This window comes from Pseudomonas sp. SWRI179, assembly GCF_014268705.1.
In the GTDB taxonomy this organism is placed as follows: domain Bacteria; phylum Pseudomonadota; class Gammaproteobacteria; order Pseudomonadales; family Pseudomonadaceae; genus Aquipseudomonas; species Aquipseudomonas zanjanensis.
In genome coordinates this window covers 154,986-174,883 of the sequence record NZ_JABWRA010000006.1, presented here as the reverse complement: position 1 = coordinate 174,883, position 19,898 = coordinate 154,986, and the positions used below count along the sequence as shown (strand labels likewise).

The following is a 19,898-nucleotide window of genomic DNA, read 5'->3' as shown; positions in this document are numbered from 1 at the left end:
GGTGGGTCAGTTTGCGGTGATGTTGGATGTGCCGGCCTCATCGCGAGCAAGCCCGCTCCCACAGGGGTCCTGTGTCGGACATGAATTTTGTTGTTCAACCGCAGATCCAGTGTGGGAGCGAGCCTGCTCGCGAAAGCGGTGGCTCAGTTTGCGGTGATGTTGGATGTGCCGGCCTCATCGCGAGCAAGCCCGCTCCCACAGGGGTCCTGTGTCGGACATGAATTTTGTGTTCACCACAGATCCAGTGTGGGAGCGAGCCTGCTCGCGATAGCGGTGGCTCAGCCACATGGAATGCCGGCAAGTACCCCGAAGGCTGTTCAAAACCTGCGCTCATTCCTACTCATAGATGTAATGCAGGTAGCTCACCTGCTCCGCCACCGGCAGGCGGTGCAGCTTGGGGCAGGATTCGCAGAGCACGGGCGGCTGGCCTTCGACCGGCTCGTGCAGTTGGTAATGCAGGCAGCAATGCCGGCGCAAGGGCAAGCTGGGGCAAATCTGCGGCGCCGGTGACTCGACCATGCGTTGCAGACCCCGCAGCTTCAAGCGGCCATTGTTCACCGTGACGGGCTCCAGCCACTGGTGCGCCTCGGCGAAACCATCCCTGGACAGCTCCGGGTCCATCCTGGCGAAGGCGCCGTCCCAGATGGCGACGAAGTTACCCCACAATATCTTCGGGGCCAGGCCACCGGCGGCGGCCAATGTGCCGAACAGTGGCGCCAGGTGCTCATGGACCAACCTCGACCAGTAAGCCGCCCGGTCATCCGCGGCCAAGTCCGACAGCCCCGCAGCCAGGCCCAGCGCCGCCGGTTGGCCGTCGTCGTGCCACAGCAGCGCGTCCTCGCCCCAGAACTCGATGGCGCAGTGACGCGTCAGCACACAGGCCAGGGTGGCGGGCAAGACAATGCTCATGTAGTTCATCGACCACTGCGACACCACGGCGGCACGGTTCACCCCCGGGTAACGCAGGGCGAATCGGGTCAGCAAGGGTTGCAGCACGGCAGGATCGGCAAGCTGGCTCAACGCGACGGAAGGCTGATCGCCAGGTGCCTGCCGGATGACCCGCTGTATCGGCGGCCAGGCCTGGTTAAGCCATTCTGGAAATTCGATAACGGGGCTCCCGTGGCTTTCCCTAATTAATGCAAACGATTAGCATTGGCTGATCCTATCCTCCCTCCCCTGCAAACTCAACGTCGTTAGCGACCAGGCTCATCAAGACTCCATGCACACACTCCGCAACTTCTGGCGTCTCGCGCGGCCTTTCTGGGCTTCCGAGGAAAAGTACCCGGCCCTGTGGCTACTGTTGGCCACCGTGCTGATGACCCTGTGCCTGGTCGGTGTCAACATCCTCACCAACTTCTGGAACCTGCATTTCTATAACGCCTTGCAAGCCTTGGATTACCACGGCTTCCTGATCGGCAGCCTGCAATTCATCCTGCTGCAGATCGGCACGGCGGCCTTTACCGTGGGCGCGTTTCACTTTCAGCAAAAGCTGACCATCCGCTGGCGGCGCTGGGCGACCCGCAACATGCTCGATCAGTGGCTGGGCAGCCAGCGCTACCAGAAGCTGAAATTGACCGAAACCGATGTCGACAACCCCGACCAGCGGATCGCCGAAGACATCGACCTGTTCATCGTCAAGTCACTCAAGTTGAGCCTGGGCCTGTTGACGTCGGTGGTGTCGCTGTTTTCCTTCCTGCATATCCTCTGGCAAGCCTCCAGCCTCGTCAGCGTGCCATTCAACGATCAGTCGTTCGTCATTCCGGGGCTGCTGGTGTGGATCGCCCTGGTGTATGCGTTCCTGGGCACCGGCCTGGCCTTTTGGCTGGGCCGCGCCCTGCCCAGCCTCAATTTCATGCAACAGCGGCGTGAAGCGGACTTTCGTTTCTCGCTCATCCGCCTGCGGGAGAACGCTGACTCGGTGGCGCAATACCGCGGCGAAGTCGTGGAGAACGAACGCTTCAACCGTCGCCTGGACGCGGCGCTGGAAAACTTCTGGGCGCTGGTGAAGAAACAGAAGCTGATCATGGGCTACTCGACCTTCTATTTGCGCAGCGCGACGGTCATCCCGATGTTCATCATGGCGCCACAGTTCTTCGCCGGCGCCTTTCCCCTCGGCCGCCTGACGCAGATAAGCGCGGCCTTCGGCGAAGTGCACGCGGCCATCGCCTACCTGGTGAGCGTGTTCCCTGAACTGTCGGAATGGAAATCGGTGATCGACCGCTTGGTCGGCTTCCAGGAGCGCCTGGATAACGTCGAGGTCAAGTCCCAGGTCAGGCACGAACAGCAGGCCAGCGGTCTTGATATCAAGGACCTGGACATCTGGCTGCCCAATGGCCGGCCGTTGTTCAAAGGTTTCAACCTGTCACTCAAACCCGGCGACAGCCTGATGATCAGCGCGCCGTCCGGCTACGGCAAATCGACGCTGATCCGCACGATCACCGGGCTGTGGCATCACGCTCGCGGCTCGAGTAGCTATGACCGCGAGCGCGCCCTGACCCTGTCGCAAAAACCCTACTTGCCGCTGGGCAGCCTGCGCGAAGCGCTCTGGTACCCCAACCCGCCCCGTCGCGACGAGGATGCCGCGCTACGCCAGGTCATGGAGCAAGTCGGCCTGCAAGACCTGGCCGATCAATTGGAAGAGGAGCGGGACTGGGCACAGACCCTCAGCATCGGCGAACAGCAACGCTGCGCGTTCGTCAGGGCCCTGCTGGCCCGGCCCACGGTGCTGTTCCTCGACGAAAGCAGTTCGGCGCTGGACGCGGCAAACGAAGCGCGTTGCTATCAGCTGCTCAGGCAGACACTGCCGGACACGATCTTGATCAGCGTCGGGCACAGCGCTTCCCTGGAGCACTTCCATTGGCACGTCCTGGAGCTGAAGGACGAGGCGCAGTGGGTGCATCGCAAGGTCAAGCAAGCGGTGTGAACCCGCATCCTGTGCCTATGAAATAGAGCATGGGAAAGATAGATCTGTGGCGAGGGAGCTTGCTCCCGCTCGGCTGCGCAGCAGTCGCAAAAGCGGTGTCTGCGGTGTGCCTGGCGAAACGGTGTGGCTGATTTGGGGCCGCTGCGCGGCCCAGCGGGAGCAAGCTCCCTCGCCACAGGATGCACTTGGGCCACAGGGTTCAATTCACAATGTGCCCTCTTCCCGCGCAATCAGATCCCTGAAAAAGCGCAAATGACCTGCCCGACACTCCATCCCTCTTCGCATAATTGGCATGCAGAGTTTGTGGTCTATAGTCAGACACATCCAGGCTCTTTCGCTCGGGCCTTCAGGAGCAACACCCCTTCGAGCCGTAACCGTGTCGGATGCTCACCAGCCTTCGGTCGGACAATGCAGGGAGCAAGCCATGCCGATCCAGCGGCCCGAGACACTGAGGTTGGCCCCTGGCACCGCTCATTGTGCAGAAGCCGATGGCGGTACCGAAGCCAGCACGCTTCGGCGTTTCTTCGACCAGGCCAAGGAAGCCTACATCCTGTTCCCGCTGCTGGCCGCCCTGCTGTTGCTGATTGTCTGGAGCGCCACCCTCTACCTGATCAAGGTTGAACATCTTCGCGCGCAGCAGAGCGCCGCGACGGCCAGCCTGGAGATGGGTGCTACCTACGAAGCGCAAATGTTGCGCGCCATCCATGAAATCGATCAGACCCTCAAGCTGGTCAAATACACCTTTGAGACCGAGGACGAGCCCAATCCCCTGCGCCGCCTCCAAGAACGGGCCTTGTTGCCGCCGGCCTTGGTGTTCGATGTCAGTGTGGTCAATCCGGACGGCCGGTTCGTGGCGAGCACGCGGGTCAACGACCGGGAAAACATCGCTGACCCGGATGAACAGCAAACGCTGCGGCACAGCGATTCGTTGTCCATCAGCCATCCATGGAAAAGCCCAATCACTGGCGAATGGCGCTTGCGCTTCAGCCGGCGACTCGATGCCGCGGATGGCAGGCTTTCCGGAATCGCCAGGGTCGAAGTGGATGCTGCCTATTTCGTCAGCAGCTACGACGCCTCGAAACTCGGCGACCAGGGTGCGCTCGGGCTGCTGGGTACGGACGGCATCTTTCGCGTACGGCGCACCGGGGAAACGCTATCGGCCGGCGATGCGGTCAATTACACGGCGGTGGTGCCGGACGCTGAAAACACCGAGGCGAAGCTCTCGATCAACGGTTGGGACGGCGTGCGGCGCTACACCAGTGCCCGCCAGCTCTACGATTTTCCGCTGGCGGTGATCGTCGGGTTGTCCGAAGAAGAACAGCTGGCCGCGGTGAACCAGCAAGCGCGTACCTATCTGTGGCGTGCCACGGGCGGCAGCCTGGTGCTGGTATTGCTGGTGGGCCTGCTCGCCCGGATGAGCTGGCAGCTGGCGCAAAGCCGCTTGCGCGCCGCCGAAGCCCAGGTCCAACTGGCCGCGGCCGCACGCCAGGCCGGCATGGCCGAAATCGCCACCAATGTGCTGCATAACGTCGGCAACGTGCTTAACAGCGTGAATATCTCCGCCGACCTGGTCACCCGCAAACTGCGCACCAGCAAGGCCTTGGGGCTTGGCAAGGCGGTGCAAATGATGAACGAGCACGCTGAAGACCTCGGCGACTTCATCTCCCACGACGACAAAGGCAAGCTGTTGCCCGGCTACCTGAACCAGTTGGTGGACGCACTGGCGATCGAGCAACAGAGCATGACCGAAGAACTCGGCCAACTGAGCAAAAGCGTCGACCACATCAAGGAAATCGTCGCCGCCCAGCAATCCTATGCAGGTCCATCCAGCCTCGCCGAAACCGTGCAGGTCAAAGAACTGATCGAGGATGCCCTGCGCATGAACGCCGGCATCATCGCGGCGCATCGGATCACCGTGGTGAGAAACCTGGCCGATACGCCCTTGCTGCAACTGGACAAGCACCGGGTGCTGCTGATCCTGATCAACCTGATAAAAAACGCCAGCAGGGCGATGGGTGACCGGTTGGAGCCGGCCCCTCAAATCATCCTTCAGAGCGAGATTCCCCAAGACGACACCCTGGTCATCAAAGTCATCGACAACGGCGAAGGCATCGTGCCCGAGAATCTGACGCGGATCTTTGCCCACGGCTTTACCACACGCAAGGATGGCCATGGCTTTGGCCTGCACAGTTGCGTCCTGGCGGCCATGGAGATGGGCGGTTCGCTGGAGGCCCATAGCGATGGGCCGGGAACAGGGGCGACCTTTACGCTCAAATTGGCCATCTAGACTAGGCTTCGGTGGGTAATGGCGCGCAGTTTCAGCCGACGTACAAGGAACAGACGAATGGCGATCCACGCAACGAGGTCACCTTGAGCCCATGGTGAAAAGACCCAATACCTTGGCCTTGGTCGTCGTGACGCTGTATGCCGGCGGCGCCAGTGCCGACGCTACCGAGATGTTCTCGCTGAGCAGTTTCGGCACGGTGGGGATCGTCCATTCCAGCGAGAAAAAAGCCGACTTCACGTCCAGCATCTTCAAGCCCAACGGCGCCGGGCATTCGCGCAACTGGAGCGCCGATGTCGACAGCCTGATAGGCGCCCAACTGACCGCCACCTTCACCCCGCAGCTTTCGGCCGTGGTGCAGGTCATTTCCGAGCAGCGCTACGACAACAGCTACCGGCCCTTCGTCGAGTGGGCCAACATCAAGTACCAATTCACGCCGGATTTCAACGCACGCATTGGCCGTACTGTGTTGCCGACCTTCCTGGTGTCCGACACCCGTAAAGTGGGCTATACCCTGCCCTGGGTACGCGCGCCCATGGAGGTCTACAGCCTGATGCCGATCTCCAGCAGCGACGGCATCGATGGCAGCTACCGGTTTCATGTCGATGCGATCATCAATACCGTGCAGGCTCACTACGGCCAGACCGACAGCCGGCAGCCCGACGGGGCCGGCAAGGCACTGACGAGAAACTTCTGGGGAATCACCAATACCACCGAGTTCGACGTGCTCACCACGCGCATCACCTACATGAAAGCCGACCTGACCCTGGAGCAGTTCAATTCACTCTTCGATACGTTCAGGGCGTTCGGTCCAGAAGGCATCGCCATCGCCGATCGCTACGACTCCGATGACACCCCCGTCGAATTTCTCGGCGTGGGCGCCAGCTACGATCCGGGCGACTGGTTCGTCATGAGTGAATGGGGGCGTCTCGACAGCCGCTCCGGCCTGGGCCGCACCAGTGCCTGGTACATCAGCGGCGGGTACCGCATCGAAGCGTTCACGCCTTACGTCACCTACGCACGCTCCCGGACCGAAACCGAAGTTTCCAGCCCGGGCCTGACGATAGCGGCGTTGCCACCCGCCTTGGCGGGCACGGCCGCCGAGCTCAACGGTGCGCTCAACAGCGTCCTGGGCTCGAACGAAGGCCAGCAGACCCTTTCCCTGGGCGTGCGCTGGGATTTCACCAGGAACATGGATGCCAAAGTGCAATTCGATCACACGCGTTTCAAGGGCAACTCGGTCGGTCCGTTGATCAATCCCCAACCGGACTTCACATCGGGGGGCTCGCTCAACGTCATCAGCCTGGCTGTGGATTTTGTCTTCTGATGGAGCAGGCCATGTGGGTTGTGAGATTCATCGGATTCGCTGTGGCGGGACTCGCCCTGGGCGCCGCCAGCGCTGCCGTCAAGGCCGACGTGGTGGTGGTCGTCGCCACGTCCAGCCCGGTGAAGACACTCGCGCGCAATCAGGTGGCGGATATTTTCCTGGGCAAGGCCAGTCGTTTTCCCGGTGGTGGCCAGGCGATTCCCATTGACCAGACAGAAGACTCCCCGACCCGCGATGAGTTCTACACAACGATCACCAGCAAGTCCGCAGCCCAGCTCAAGGCGCACTGGTCAAAAATCATCTTCACCGGCAGGGGCCAGCCGCCACTGGCGGTTTCAAGCGCCACGGAAGTCAAGAAACGTATTGCCGAGAACCCCGACACCATCGGCTATATCGACGCGCGGGAGCTGGATGACAGCGTCAGGGCACTGCCGCTCGACGCGCAATGACTAGGTAACCCACTCACTTAAGGCAGCAGATGAATCTGTGGCGAGGGGATTTATCCCCGCTGGGCTGCGCAGCGGCCCTAAAATCTGAAGCTCCAGTTTACTTGGTGGATTGAGTCGTCAGTGTTGGGGCTGCTTCGCAGCCCAGCGGGGATAAATCCCCTCGCCACAATGAGTATGAGCCCTTACGGATCGAGGTTTGGATCAGTTGCCTGGGCCTGCAGCAATAACTTGAACTGATCGGCGGGAATCGGCCTGTTGAAGTAGAAACCCTGGAACTCATCGCACGCATTGTCCCGCAGGAAATCGGCCTGTTCCTTGGTTTCCACGCCCTGGGCCACCACGGTCAGGCTGAGGGTGCGGCCCATCGCGATGATGGCCTCGGTCAGGGCTTTGTCTTCCGACACGCTGCTGGTGTCGCAGATACACGAGCGGTCGATCTTGATGACATCCAACGGAAACTGTTCGAGGGCAGAGAGCGACGAATAGCCGATACCGAAATCATCGATGGCGATACGGACCTGCAGGCGCTTGAGCCCGGTCAACACACTCAGCGCCCTCTTGACGTCCTGCATGAGCAGGCGCTCGGCGATTTCCAGTTCCAGCAGGCGCGCATCCATACCGGTTTCGGCCAATATCTCGGCCAAATCCGCCAGCAGGTCCTCATCGGCAAACTGCCGTGCCGTGAGGTTCACGGCGACGCCCAGGTGCGGCAGGCCTTGTCGTTGCCAGGCGACGTTTTGCTGGCAGGCGGTCTTGAGCACCCACTTGCCGATCGGCACGATCAAACCGGTCTCTTCCGCAATGGGGATGAACTGCATGGGCGCCACGATCCCCAGGTCGGGATGATTCCAGCGCAGCAGCGCTTCCATGCCGGTGATCTGGCCACTGCGAATGTCCCGCTTGGCCTGGTAATGCAGCTGGAACTCCTGGCGCTCCAGCGCGTGGCGCAGGCTCAGCTCCAGGGTCAGCCGTTCCAGGGAATCGGCGTTCAGTTTCGCGGAGTAGAACTGGAAGTTGTTCTTGCCACGTTGCTTGGCCTGGTACATCGCGATATCGGCGTTTTTCGTGAGGGTCTGCTCGTCCAGGCCATCCTGTGGAAACACGCTGATCCCGACGCTGGCAGTCACCCGAAACTCCTGGCCCTGAAGGTTGAAAGGCCGGGCAATCGCACCAAGGACTTTCTGCGCGGCGCTTGCCACGTCGTTGTCCTGCGACAGCTCCGGCAGCAGGATCACGAATTCGTCGCCGCCCAACCGGGCCACCGTATCGCTGCCGCGCAGACACGCCTCGAGGCGCTGCGCCACCTCCATGAGCAGTTGATCGCCGGCATCGTGCCCCAGCGTGTCATTGACTTGCTTGAAACGGTCGAGGTCAAGGAACAACACGGCCAATTGCCGATCGTAACGGTCGGCCTCACGGATGCTCTGGCTCAACAACTTGCTGAACAGGCTGCGATTGGGCAAAGCCGTGAGGCCGTCGTGATAGGCCAGGTACTCGACACTTTCCGCGTAGGCAATTTTCGCTTCGCCCGCACGCAAGCGGCTTTGCGCCAGTTGCCAGCTCATCCGCGCGAGAAGTCCCGCCAACAACACCAGTAGCAGGCTGGCGCCCGCCGCGCGCCAGAGATAGCGCTGCGCCTGCCGGGTCACCGCAGCCAGTTGTTCTTCCTCGGACAAACCGACGATCACCGCCAGCGGAAAGTCGTAGAGCTGGCGGGCACTGGTATAGCGCCGCACACCGTCCCATGGGTTGATCGCGCGTATGGCCTCGGTGTTTTCCGTATCCGGCACCACGCTGGCGTAATCGATCGGGTCACCGGCCGAGATCGTTTCCCCGCTGCGCCGTGCCCGGAAGATACCGTCGATGCCCAGCAGGCCGAGCAAGCCGTGGTCGCCCAGTTTCGAGGGGTCATAACTGCTGACGAAATAGGCCGCGTCGACCTCGATCATGGCGATCCCGGCGAACCCGCCGTTCCCTTCATCGAGCCGCCGACTGAAACGCAATGTCCACTCCCCCGTCGCCGGGCTTTTCCGCGGGCGGCCAATCGACAGCGCCGTGTCCGGCCCTGGTGTTTGCAGCGCGTCCTTGGCCATCCTGCTTCCGGCCTCGCTCGGCTGGGTACTGGCCACGACCCGGCCACTGGCATCGACAACGCTGACGTCAAACAAGTAGGGAGAAGGCAGCAAGCCGCGTGCCTTGAGCTTGGGCAACGGGTTGGGCTCCCGCTCGGACTCGTAGGTGTACTTGACCAGCTTGAGGGTCTGGTCGATTTCACGCACCGCCCGCAGGATCTGCGCTTCGTAGGTGGCGCCGATTTCCAGGCTCGCTTCGGCAATTCCCTGCTGCGCACGAGCGTGTTCGACCTTGATGAGGTACAGGGTGCCGGCCCAGATGAGCAACAGCAGCAGGACCGCCAGCAACGGGAACAGGATATAGGCTTCCCTGGCCTGGTCGAAACCGCGCCGAAACAGATTGTTCGTCACATCGGCCTGGGCGTTTTCTCGATGGACGACACTCGGGGCCGACGTCATGACACTCGCCCGTTGGATCGCCATGGTGTGCTCCCTGCATTGTTCCCACTGACGGACTGCGGGTCACCGACCGCCTGCTGAAAACTATAGACCACAAACCGCGCCTGCCACGCCCAATCGCGCGCCGACCGTGGCTTTGCCCAGGATTCGATGACGAAGTGCAGTTGACGTCCCTGACTTATTGGTCCAGTTTCAATACAACCGTGTCCAGCGGTGTCTGGTCCTGGACACCACGCTTGATAAACCCGATTCGTTAATCAAAAGGGTCTTTGCAAGCCTATGAATGAAGTACGCAACACCTCCTCTCCAGCCATTGAAATTCGATGGATGTCCTTGTGTCGTTGATCCCTCTGGTGGTGTGTGACGACTCCAACATGGCGCGCAAACAGGTGTTGCGTGCCCTGCCGGCGGACTGGCCGGTTTCGGTCACCGAGGCGGTCAACGGGCGCCAGGCCATGGACGCCATACGCCAAGGCCTGGGCCACGTGGTGTTGCTCGACCTGACCATGCCGGAGATGGATGGCTACCAAGTGTTGAGCGCCTTGCGCGACGAGGGCTTGAAGGCGCAGGTGATCGTGATTTCCGGTGACGTCCAGGATGAGGCGGTGCGCCGCGTGCTGGAGTTGGGCGCCCTGGCGTTCCTGAAAAAACCGTTCGACGAAAACGACCTGCGCCAGACGCTGGCGCGGCTGGGGCTACTGGCCCAACCCGGGCAGGTGCCGCCGCAGAATCGTTCGGCCACGAACGTGGCCATCGGTTTCCACGATGCGTTCCGCGAGACCGTCAACGTGGCCATCGGCCGGGCGGCGGCGCTGATCGCCAAAGTGTTGGGGGTCTTCGTGCAATTGCCGGTGCCGAACGTCAACCTCCTTGAGGTCGGGGAACTGCACATGGCCTTGAACGACGTCGGCAGCTCCCAGCAACTCACCGCCATTTGCCAGGGGTTTATCGGCAGCGGCATCGCCGGCGAAGCCTTGCTGATCTTCCACGATTCGGAAATCGCCGATATCGCGCAATTGATGCAGCGCCAGAGCGCCGACTATTCGGACCTGGAAATGCTCCTGGACCTTTCCAGCGTCCTGATCGGCGCGTGCCTGAGCAGCATTGCCGAACAGATCGACGTGGTGTTTTCCCAGGGCCACCCGCAGATTCTCGGCCAGCACGCCGCCATCGAGGAATTGATCCGGGACAACAGCAAGCACTGGAAAAAGACCCTGGCGGTGGAAATCAGCTACAGCCTGGAGGGGCACGATATTCGTTTCGACCTGTTGCTGCTGTTCACGGAGGACTCCATCGAACGGTTGACCCATAAACTTGCCTACCTGATGAACTGAGCCATGAGCGAATCCATCGATCTGAACGAGTTCCACTGGTTGCTGGCGATCGTTCAGAGCATCGACGTCGGGGTGGTGGTGCTCGACCGCGAGTACCGCGTGCAAGTCTGGAACACCTTCATGGAGAACCGCTCCGGGGTGCAGCCCAAGGACGCCCACAACCAGCATTTTTTCAGCCTGTTCCCTGAAATCGATCGCCAATGGTTCAGCCGCAAGGTGGAAAGCGTCGCGACCCTGGGCACGCCGGCGTTCACGGTCTGGGAGCAGCGTCCGTACCTGATGCGCTTCAAGAGCTACCAGCCGATCACCGGCCAGGAAGCGTTCATGTACCAGAACACCACCCTGTTGCCGTTGCGCTCGCCGGACAACACCATCAAGCACATCTGCCTGGTGATCTATGACGTCACCGACGTCGCCACCAACCGGCATCAGCTCCAAGCCGCCAACGCACAGCTGCAACTCCTGTCCAGCACCGATCGGCTGACGGGGTTGTACAACCGCGGTCATTGGGAAAGCAACCTCAAAGCCGCCTACGCCCGGCACCAGCGCTACGGCAATGCGTTGAGCCTGGTGATGCTCGATATCGATCACTTCAAGCGGGTCAACGACACCTACGGCCACCAGGCGGGCGACAAGGTCATCGAGCATGTCGCCAGGCTGCTGCGCGAGCATGTACGCGAATCCGACGTGGCGGGACGTTATGGTGGTGAAGAGTTCGGCGTGGTGCTTTCAGACACCGACAAGGCCGGCGCACAGATCTTTGCCGAGCGTATGCGCCAGGCCGTCGAAGCGCTGGAGGTGCAGTACAACGACCAGGCCATCCGTTTCACCATCAGCCTGGGCGTGGCCGACCTGAGCCAGCCCGCGAACGACCACGCCGACCTGATCGCCAGGGCGGACCAGGCGCTGTATACCTCGAAGAAGACCGGGCGCAACCGGGTGACGGCGCATGAGTAGCGAGCCCGCAACGGCTCAGTACCCGATCACACCCAGTCCATCCAACACCGGCACTTGTGGCGAGGGAGCTTGCTCCCGCTGGGTTGCGAAGCAACCCCAAATCAGCCACACCGTTTCGCCAGGCACACCGCGCACACCGCTTTTGCGACTGCTGCGCAGCCGAGCGGGAGCAAGCTCCCTCGCCACAAGTACGTCTCGATTCGGGTGAGGGAGATTTGTGCCTCCCCACAGTTTTTTTCCGCGCGATGGTGAGGCTTGAGACACACCCCACATCCCCTGTGGGAGCGAGCTTGCTCGCGAAGACGGCGTGTCAGCAACCTTCAATGTGGCTGCCCCCCCCCTTTCGCGAGCAAGCCCGCTCCCACAGGGGATGTGTGTGTGGCATTTACTTACCCACCAGGCTTTGAGACGTCTCGCCATACTTGCCCAGCAACTTGAGCGTCACACCGTTGGTCCAGCCGAATCCATCCTGCAATTCATACTCGCCGCCTCCCCCGCCATCGCCGCGACCGGACAGGTCGTATTTTTCCACCAGCCACCGGCACTTGTGGCGAGGGAGCTTGCTCCCGCTGGGTTGCGAAGCAACCCCAAATCAGCCACACCGTTTCGCCAGGCACACCGCGCACACCGCTTTTGCGACTGCTGCGCAGCCGAGCGGGAGCAAGCTCCCTCGCCACAAGTACGTCTCGATTCGGGTGAGGGAGATTTGTGCCTCCCCACAGTTTTTTTCCGCGCGATGGTGAGGCTTGAGACACACCCCACATCCCCTGTGGGAGCGAGCTTGCTCGCGAAGACGGCGTGTCAGCAACCTTCAATGTGGCTGCCCCCCCCCTTTCGCGAGCAAGCCCGCTCCCACAGGGGATGTGTGTGTGGCATTTACTTACCCACCAGGCTTTGAGACGTCTCGCCATACTTGCCCAGCAACTTGAGCGTCACACCGTTGGTCCAGCCGAAACCATCCTGCAATTCATACTCGCCGCCTCCCCCGCCATCGCCGCGACCGGACAGGTCGTATTTTTCCACCAGCTTGTTTTCCTTGCCGTAGAGGTTCTCGACTTGCTGCAAGAAACGACTGCCGATCTGTTGCGCCAGCGCGGTGTGCTGGTAGCGCTCCAGTCCTTCCACCGCGACCCATTGCAGCGGTGCCCAGCCATTGGGTTCGTCCCATTGCTGGCCATTGCTGGCCTGGGTAGTGGCGATACCCCCGGGGCGCAACAGGCCGTCACGCACCGCATCGGCGGTGCGATTGGCATGCTCGACAGCGGCCAGGCCCGTGTACAGCGGGAACAGCGTCGCGGCCGTGAGGCCTTGGCGTTGCTGGTTGCGTTGCCAGTCATAGTCCACGTAGAAGCCTTTGTCGGCATTCCACAAATGCTTCTCGATGGCCCGCTGGCGCAGTTCGGCGCGCCGGCCATAAGCCTGGACACAGGCCATGTTTTGCACCGTCTCGCAGGCTTTGGCGATGGTGTGCTCCAGATGATAGATCAGGCTATTGAGGTCCACGGGCACGATGGCCGTGGTGCGAATGCTCGCCAGGTTCTGGCCGTCGTCCAACCAGCGCGAACTGAAGTCCCAGCCGCTTTCGGCGCCGGCGCGCAGATCACGCCAAACCTCCTCCTTGGGCCGCTCCGGCACCTGTTCGGCGGTGCTGACATCTTGCAACCAGGACTCCTGTCGAGGTGTCGGGCTGGCATCCCAGTAGCGGTTGAGCACACTGCCATCGGCGAGCTTGACCACGTGTCGGGCAGCGTCACCGGGCTTGAGCGCCTGGGCGCCCTCCATCCAATAGGCATACTCCTTCTGCAACTGCGGCAGGTATCGCCCATAGGCCTGGTCACCTTCGATACGCGCCTGCAACTCCACCATGTAGGCAAAGAATGGCGGCTGCGACCGGCTCAGGTAGTAGGTGCGATTGCCGTTGGGGATGTGACCGTAGGTGTCGATCATGTAGGCGAAGTTATCGGTCATCTGGCGGACCAGGGCCTTATCGCCGCTTTGCTCAAGCCCGAGCATGGTGAAATACGAATCCCAGTAGTACATCTCGCGAAAGCGTCCGCCGGGCACCACATACGGCTGCGGCAATGGCAACAAACTGCTATAGGCCGGCACCTGGCTGTAGGAGCGGCTCAGCACCGGCCAGAGGTTGTCGATGTGTTCCTTGATCGGAGCGCCGGGCCTGGGGGCCGGGCTTTCGGCTGCGCCGGACTCGATGAAGTTGTCTTTCACGAAGGCCTTGATATCGAAGCCGTCGCGGCCCCGTTGGGCCAGGTAATCGGCGCGGATCCGGGCCGGATCACGGTTGGGCAATGCGTCCACGAAATGCTTCTGGTCGGTGAATACCTGCCCACGCTGCACCGCTTCAAAAAGCTCGGGGTAGGCCTGGTCGGGGGGGAGATTGGCTCGTCCCTGGGCGTCGGCGTAGCTCCAGGTGGCAGGCGGTTGGCTTGAACAGGCCACGCACATCAGCGCGACGAAGGAGAGGCTGGTGAGGGCAATAGGTCGCATCAGAGGGTCCATCCTGTTTTTCATTCCTGACAAACCAGTGACCTGTCGAAATGGACCTGGGTTCAGTCAATGATGCAATGTCAGACAAGCCCCGCCCCACTGGTCAGTCCAATTTGTTTTTTTATTAATTGGTATTGCCAATATTTTTTTTGGCCTGTAGTTTCGGGCCAAGGTCATTGGTGCAGGTCACCGCTCGCCTACAACAAAAAAGAGCACCCCGGTCCCGGCAGCCGCGCGCTCACAACCCTCCTCCCGCCTGCAGGCAACCCATTGCCTGTGTGCCAGCCAAGGAGCATCGACATGCTGACGATCATCTGTAACGAACCCGGCTCGCTCACCGCCATCGAGCGTGAGCGCCCCCTCAGGAAACCCGGGGAGGTCCTCATCCGGGTCAAGCGCGTCGGGGTCTGCGGCACGGACCTGCACATCTTCACCGGTAACCAACCGTACCTCGAATATCCGCGGGTCATGGGCCACGAGTTCTCCGGGGTCGTGGAAGGTACCGACGAGGCCAGCGGCCTGGCTGTGGGTGACGTCGTCTATGTGATGCCGTACCTGTCCTGCGGGACTTGCATCGCCTGCCGCCAGGGCAAGACCAACTGCTGCACCCAGATCCAGGTGCTGGGGGTCCACTGCGACGGCGCGTTCACCCAATACCTGAGCGTTCCCCACGCGTTCGTTCACAAGGCGGCGGGGATTTCCCTGGACCAGGCCGCGATGATCGAATTCCTCTCGATCGGCGCCCACGCCGTGCGTCGCTCGAACATCCAGGCGCAGAAACACGCCCTGGTGGTCGGTACCGGCCCGATCGGCATGGCGGCGGCGATCTTCGCCAGCCTGCGCGGTGCGAAAGTCACCGTCCTGGATACGCGTGAGGATCGCCTGTCGTTCTGCAGGCAACACCTGAATATCCACGCCGCCGTGCACATCGGAGACGGCGACAAGCTGGCCCTGGCCGATCTGACCGGGGGGGATTTTTTTGACGTGGTCTTCGACGCTACCGGCAATGCACGGGCCATGGAGCGCGGGTTCGAGTTCATCGCCCACGGCGGCACCTACGTGATGATCTCGGTGGTTCGGGACTCGATCACTTTCTCCGACCCTGAATTCCACAAGCGCGAAGCCACGCTGATGGGCAGCCGCAACGCCACCCAGGAAGACTTCCGGTACGTCGAGCAGTGCCTGCGCGACGGCTTGATTCCGGATGCGGCCCTGAACACCCACCGATTGACGCTGGACGACGTGCCCCAATCGTTCGCTACCTTGCTCGACCCCAAGCAAGGTGTCGTCAAGGCAATCATCGAGTGCTAGGAATCGGAGGACGCCCCATGAACCCGCCTAATGCTTTGCTTGTTTTGACACCGGGTGATGATGTCGCGGTGGCCCGAGGCGATATCCTCGAGGGCCAGCCGGTGAGTGCCGACGGCCTCACCCTGATCGCCCGGCAGACGATTCCGTCCGGCCACAAGATCGCCCTGCGTAGGGTGCAGGTCGGCCAGCGGGTGCTCAAGTACGGGCAAACCATCGGCCAGGCCACCCAGGCCATCGAGCCCGGCGATCACGTCCATGTGCACAATCTGGACATGCCCATTGCCACTGCCGAACACAGCGTACGGAATGTTTATGTCCCCACGTCGTTGAGCGACAACCCCGCGACCTTCGAAGGTTACGTCCGCGAGGATGGACGCGTCGGCACGCGCAATTACATCGGGGTCATTTCCAGCGTCAACTGCTCGGCAACCGTCTGCAAGCAGATTGCCAACGCCTTTTCTGCCGAGCGCTTGAGAGACTTCGCCAACGTCGACGGCGTCGTTGCGATCACCCATGGCAGCGGCTGTGGCATGGGTGCCAAGGGCGAAGGCATCGATATTCTCAAGCGAACCTTGCGCGGCTATGCCGATCACGCCAATTTCGCCGGTGTGCTGTTGATCGGCCTGGGTTGCGAGGTCAATCAACTCACCCCGTTGATGAATGAACTGGGGGATCGCCCCGCGGCGCTCAAGGCCAGCCTGGTCATCCAGGACGAAGGCGGCACTCGCGACGCCGTGCGACGTGGCATCGCCCACATTGAAGCGATGCTGCCCCTCATCAACCAATGCCAGCGAACGACCGTTGCCGCCAGCCACTTATGCGTCGGCTTGCAATGCGGCGGCTCGGACGGCTACTCCGGCATCACGGCCAATCCGGCACTCGGCGCGGCCGTGGACTTGCTGGTGCAACAGGGCGGCACGGCGATCCTTTCGGAAACACCGGAAATCTATGGGGCCGAACACTTGCTGACGGCCCGCGCCGCGTCGGCCGACATCGCCGAAAAATTGATGGCGCGGATCCATTGGTGGGAAGCCTACGTCCGCCACAACGACGGTGACATGAACAACAATCCTTCGCCGGGCAACAAGGCCGGGGGCATCACCACCATCCTGGAGAAATCCCTGGGCGCCGTGGCGAAAGCCGGTGCGAGCGGGCTGATGGGCGTCTACCCATACGCTGAAACGATCGATGCCCGTGGCCTGGTGTTCATGGATACACCCGGCTACGACCCGGTGTCGGCGACCGGCCAGGTGGCGGGCGGCGCGAACCTGATCTGCTTCACCACGGGCCGCGGCTCGACCTATGGGTGCAAGCCCACGCCCTCCTTGAAAATCGCCACCAACACCCCGCTGTTCCAGCGCATGGAGCTGGACATGGACTTCAACGCCGGCGGCATCGTCGATGGCCTGGAATCGGTTGCACAAGCGGGCGAGCGGTTGTTCCGACTGATGCTGGCGACCGCGTCCGGGCACCGCACCTGCAGCGAGGAAAATGGCTTGGGCGATAACGAGTTCCTGCCCTGGCAGATCGGTGCGGTGATGTGATTGAGGCCGTCGCTGCACCCTTCTCTGTGGGAGCGGGCTTGCTCGCGAAGGCAGCGGGTCAGCTTGCATCAATGCTGAATGTACCGCCGCTTTCGCGAGCAAGCCCGCTCCCACCTCAGCCGCTATGGTAGCCTTTGCCGACTCTCCGATGGACGCTCACCCCATGGTCTCGCCGATCAACGCCGCCGAACGCAAGCCTTATCAGAAAATCGCCGATCAACTGCGCAGCTACATCGCCCAGGGGGATTTCAAACCAGGTGCTCGGCTTCCTCCCGAGCGTGATTTGACCCAACTGTTGGGAGTCTCCAGGCCGTCGCTTCGCGAGGCCCTGATCGCCCTGGAAATAGACGGCGACATCGAAATCAAGATGGGCTCCGGCGTGTACGTGCGCGCCATCTCCAAGGATGCAAGGCACCCGAGCATGACCTTGGGCGAGAGCCCTTCGGAACTGATGCAGGCGCGGGCGTTGATCGAAGGTGAGTCAGTGATCCTGGCGTGTCTGCATGGCAAGAAAAGTGACTACCGCTATCTGCAGGACTGCATCGACGCCATGCGCGCAAGCATCGCCAGCGGCCTGCCGCCGTTGGAGGATGACCGTAAATTCCATCAGCGCCTGGCCAAGATGAGCGGCAACTCTGCCCTGGTGCGGATCATCACGGCCCTGTTCGATGAACGACACAATCCGATTTCGGCGCACCTGAGCAAGCATGCGGAGAATGCCCTGACATGGGAAGCTGCGGTCATCGAGCATGAAGCGATCCTGCGCGCCGTGGCCCACAAGGATGTACTCGGTGCCCAAACCTCGATGCGCCAGCATCTGAGCCGTTCGGAGAACCGCTGGCTGAAAGCGCTGGAACCAGAAGACTCGGGCGACTAGTCCGGCGGTTTTGGGATCGTGGTTGACGGGTCAAATGCCATCGCGAGCAAGCTCGCTCCCACAGTTGATCGGTGGCGTACCTCGATGTGGCGCCCCCCCAAGTCACCTGTGGGAGCGAGCCTGCTCGCGATGGCGGTGGCTCAGTCGCCCCTCTCTGCAAGCTGAACCACCGCCTTCGCGAGCAGGCTCGCTCCCACAAGGAACTGGTTCACATGAAGTTTGTGTCTGAGCTGAAAATCCAGTGTGGGAGCGAGCCTGCTCGCGAAGGCGGTGGCTAAATAAACCATCCAAGACAGTTGCTCCCACAGGGGAATCGCATTGGCCTGGGACATTCAGCTTTGGCAATCTGCCTGAGAGGCTGAGCGCCTTTTTGATGCTTTGTAGCGGGACCAACGGCGGTCTGAAAATCTCCTGGGAATTTACTTCCCGTGGCGAGGGAGCTTGCTCCCGCTGGGCTGCGCAGCGGCCCCAACCCAGCCACAGTGTTTCGTCAGGCACAGCGCAGCGCCCGGTTTTTTACGACTGCTGCGCAGCCGAGCGGGAGCAAGCTCCCTCGCCACAGGTGTGTTCGGCGTCATCAAGCAACGCATTCTCGAAGGTTTGCTCCCACAGTTGATCGGTGGTACCTCAATGTTGCGACCAGTCCAAGCCACCTGTGGGAGCGAGCCTGCTCGCGATGGCGGCGGCACAGTCGCCACCGCTTTCACAAGCAAGTTCACACCCCCGCTTGCCAAACCCAACGGCGTGCCGATATTGTCAGCACCATGAATCTCCCAAAGATCACCTCGACCACCACGACCACGACCGCCCAGGCGGGTCGTGAGGTGTCGTGAGCGAATAACACACGTATCTCAAAGGCCCGCCAGTCGATGGTAAGGGCCTTTTCTTTTGCCCTTGCGTCGCTGGCCCAAACGCAAGGAAAGCACGATGCACGCACTGTTGATTCTCGATATGCAAGTTGGGTTGTTTCACGGCCCGGATAAACCTTGGGCAGGTGAAGCGCTGCTGGATACGTTAAATGCCCTGTTGACCAAGGCTCACAGCGCCGGTGCCCCTGTCTTCCTGGCTCGCCATGTCGGTCCGCCTGGCTCGCCCATCGAACCGGGAAGTCCACTGACGCAACTGCTGCCGCAATTGCGGTTGGCAGGCAACGAGGTGATCTTCGAAAAAACCCGCCCCAATGCCTTTGCCATGACCGGTTTGGCCGAGCAGTTAAGGGCCTGTGGCGCCGAAGGTGTGGTGATTGCAGGCATGAAAACCCAGTATTGTGTCGACAGCACGTGCCGTGCCGCCCGGGACCTGGGCTTCGATGCCGTGCTGATCGCCAATGGTCACACGTGTGCCGACACGCTGGACGTGAAGGCGCCCGTGATCATTGCCCATCACAACACAACGCTGGCCGGGCCCTTTTGCCGGGTCATCAGCGCCGAGGACTGGGATTTTTAACCCCACATCAGAACATCGGCCCAGGCTGGGCCGATCCTGCTCAAACCAAAGGAGTGATCCACATGGAAGTCTGCAGTCGGCTACAACCCTCGGAATGCATCAACATGGAGGACATCCGAGGCGAAATCGATGCTCTCGATCAGGCCGTCATCAAACTGCTGGGCAAACGTTTTCAATACGTACTCGCGGCCTCGAAGTTCAAGACGTTGGCGACATCGGTACGGGCGCCGGAGCGTTTCAAGGCGATGCTGGCGACACGGCGGGAATGGGCCGAGGCCGAGGGCCTGAGCCCGGATGCCATCGAAAAAATGTACAGCGACCTGGTGAGCCACTTCATTGCCGAAGAAATGAAACACTGGGCGGCTCATCCATCCCGGAACTGATTCTTCAATAACTGAAATGCACACAGC

15 protein-coding genes are annotated in these 19,898 nt (G+C 61.4%); 11 read left to right on the top strand and 4 right to left on the bottom strand.

What is annotated here, in order from left to right:
- Positions 1-336 precede the first annotated feature (336 nt).
- Positions 337-1,020: a siderophore-iron reductase FhuF gene (fhuF, locus tag HU767_RS05610; RefSeq protein ID WP_186728656.1), complete on the bottom strand. Its 684-nt coding sequence runs from the start codon at positions 1,018-1,020 to the stop codon at positions 337-339.
- Positions 1,021-1,219: 199 nt separating this feature from the next.
- On the opposite strand from fhuF, the gene HU767_RS05605 reads away from it, so the two are divergent.
- The 4 genes from HU767_RS05605 (at position 1,220) to HU767_RS05590 (ending at position 6,983) form a co-directional block, all read left to right on the top strand.
- Positions 1,220-2,923, top strand: coding sequence for an ABC transporter ATP-binding protein/permease (locus HU767_RS05605; protein ID WP_186728657.1), 1,704 nt, complete (start codon positions 1,220-1,222; stop codon positions 2,921-2,923).
- A 424-nt stretch (positions 2,924-3,347) separates the two neighbouring features.
- Complete coding sequence (locus HU767_RS05600; RefSeq protein WP_186704818.1) at positions 3,348-5,210, top strand: ATP-binding protein; 1,863 nt, start codon at positions 3,348-3,350, stop codon at positions 5,208-5,210.
- Positions 5,211-5,301: 91 nt separating this feature from the next.
- Complete coding sequence (locus HU767_RS05595; protein WP_186728658.1) at positions 5,302-6,534, top strand: porin; 1,233 nt, start codon at positions 5,302-5,304, stop codon at positions 6,532-6,534.
- Positions 6,535-6,545: 11 nt separating this feature from the next.
- Positions 6,546-6,983: a phosphate ABC transporter substrate-binding protein gene (locus HU767_RS05590; RefSeq protein WP_186728659.1), complete on the top strand. Its 438-nt coding sequence runs from the start codon at positions 6,546-6,548 to the stop codon at positions 6,981-6,983.
- Positions 6,984-7,165: 182 nt separating this feature from the next.
- Here HU767_RS05590 and HU767_RS05585 read toward each other — a convergent pair whose 3' ends face one another.
- Positions 7,166-9,538 carry an EAL domain-containing protein gene (locus HU767_RS05585; RefSeq protein ID WP_202894651.1) on the bottom strand — a complete coding sequence of 791 codons (2,373 nt, stop codon included), beginning with the start codon at positions 9,536-9,538 and terminating at the stop codon, positions 7,166-7,168.
- Positions 9,539-9,837: 299 nt separating this feature from the next.
- On the opposite strand from HU767_RS05585, the gene HU767_RS05580 reads away from it, so the two are divergent.
- A complete protein-coding gene (locus HU767_RS05580) occupies positions 9,838-10,848 on the top strand; it encodes a response regulator (protein WP_186704815.1) in 1,011 nt (336 codons plus the stop codon).
- Between the two features lie 3 nt (positions 10,849-10,851).
- Positions 10,852-11,805, top strand: coding sequence for a sensor domain-containing diguanylate cyclase (locus HU767_RS05575; RefSeq protein WP_186704814.1), 954 nt, complete (start codon positions 10,852-10,854; stop codon positions 11,803-11,805).
- 385 nt (positions 11,806-12,190) lie between these two features.
- On the opposite strand, the gene HU767_RS05570 is transcribed toward HU767_RS05575, so the two are convergent.
- Complete coding sequence (locus tag HU767_RS05570) at positions 12,191-12,337, bottom strand: trehalase family glycosidase (protein WP_186728660.1); 147 nt, start codon at positions 12,335-12,337, stop codon at positions 12,191-12,193.
- A 344-nt stretch (positions 12,338-12,681) separates the two neighbouring features.
- The gene (treA, locus tag HU767_RS05565; RefSeq protein ID WP_186728661.1) at positions 12,682-14,310 is read right to left on the bottom strand and encodes an alpha,alpha-trehalase TreA; all 1,629 of its coding nucleotides are present in this window, start codon (positions 14,308-14,310) and stop codon (positions 12,682-12,684) included.
- 300 nt (positions 14,311-14,610) lie between these two features.
- Between treA and HU767_RS05560 the strand changes: the two genes are divergently transcribed.
- The 5 genes from HU767_RS05560 to HU767_RS05540 all read left to right on the top strand — a co-directional run bounded on the left by HU767_RS05560 (position 14,611) and on the right by HU767_RS05540 (position 19,871).
- Positions 14,611-15,621, top strand: a complete 1,011-nt coding sequence (locus HU767_RS05560; protein ID WP_186728662.1) for a zinc-binding alcohol dehydrogenase family protein — start codon at positions 14,611-14,613, stop codon at positions 15,619-15,621.
- Positions 15,622-15,638: 17 nt separating this feature from the next.
- A complete protein-coding gene (locus tag HU767_RS05555; protein WP_186728663.1) occupies positions 15,639-17,165 on the top strand; it encodes an altronate dehydratase family protein in 1,527 nt (508 codons plus the stop codon).
- 163 nt (positions 17,166-17,328) lie between these two features.
- Positions 17,329-18,042 carry a FadR/GntR family transcriptional regulator gene (locus HU767_RS05550; RefSeq protein ID WP_186728727.1) on the top strand — a complete coding sequence of 238 codons (714 nt, stop codon included), beginning with the start codon at positions 17,329-17,331 and terminating at the stop codon, positions 18,040-18,042.
- Between the two features lie 927 nt (positions 18,043-18,969).
- Positions 18,970-19,488 carry a cysteine hydrolase family protein gene (locus HU767_RS05545; RefSeq protein WP_186704810.1) on the top strand — a complete coding sequence of 173 codons (519 nt, stop codon included), beginning with the start codon at positions 18,970-18,972 and terminating at the stop codon, positions 19,486-19,488.
- A 62-nt stretch (positions 19,489-19,550) separates the two neighbouring features.
- On the top strand, positions 19,551-19,871 hold the full coding sequence (locus tag HU767_RS05540) for an isochorismate lyase (RefSeq protein ID WP_186728664.1): 321 nt from the start codon (positions 19,551-19,553) through the stop codon (positions 19,869-19,871).
- Positions 19,872-19,898 lie beyond the last annotated feature (27 nt).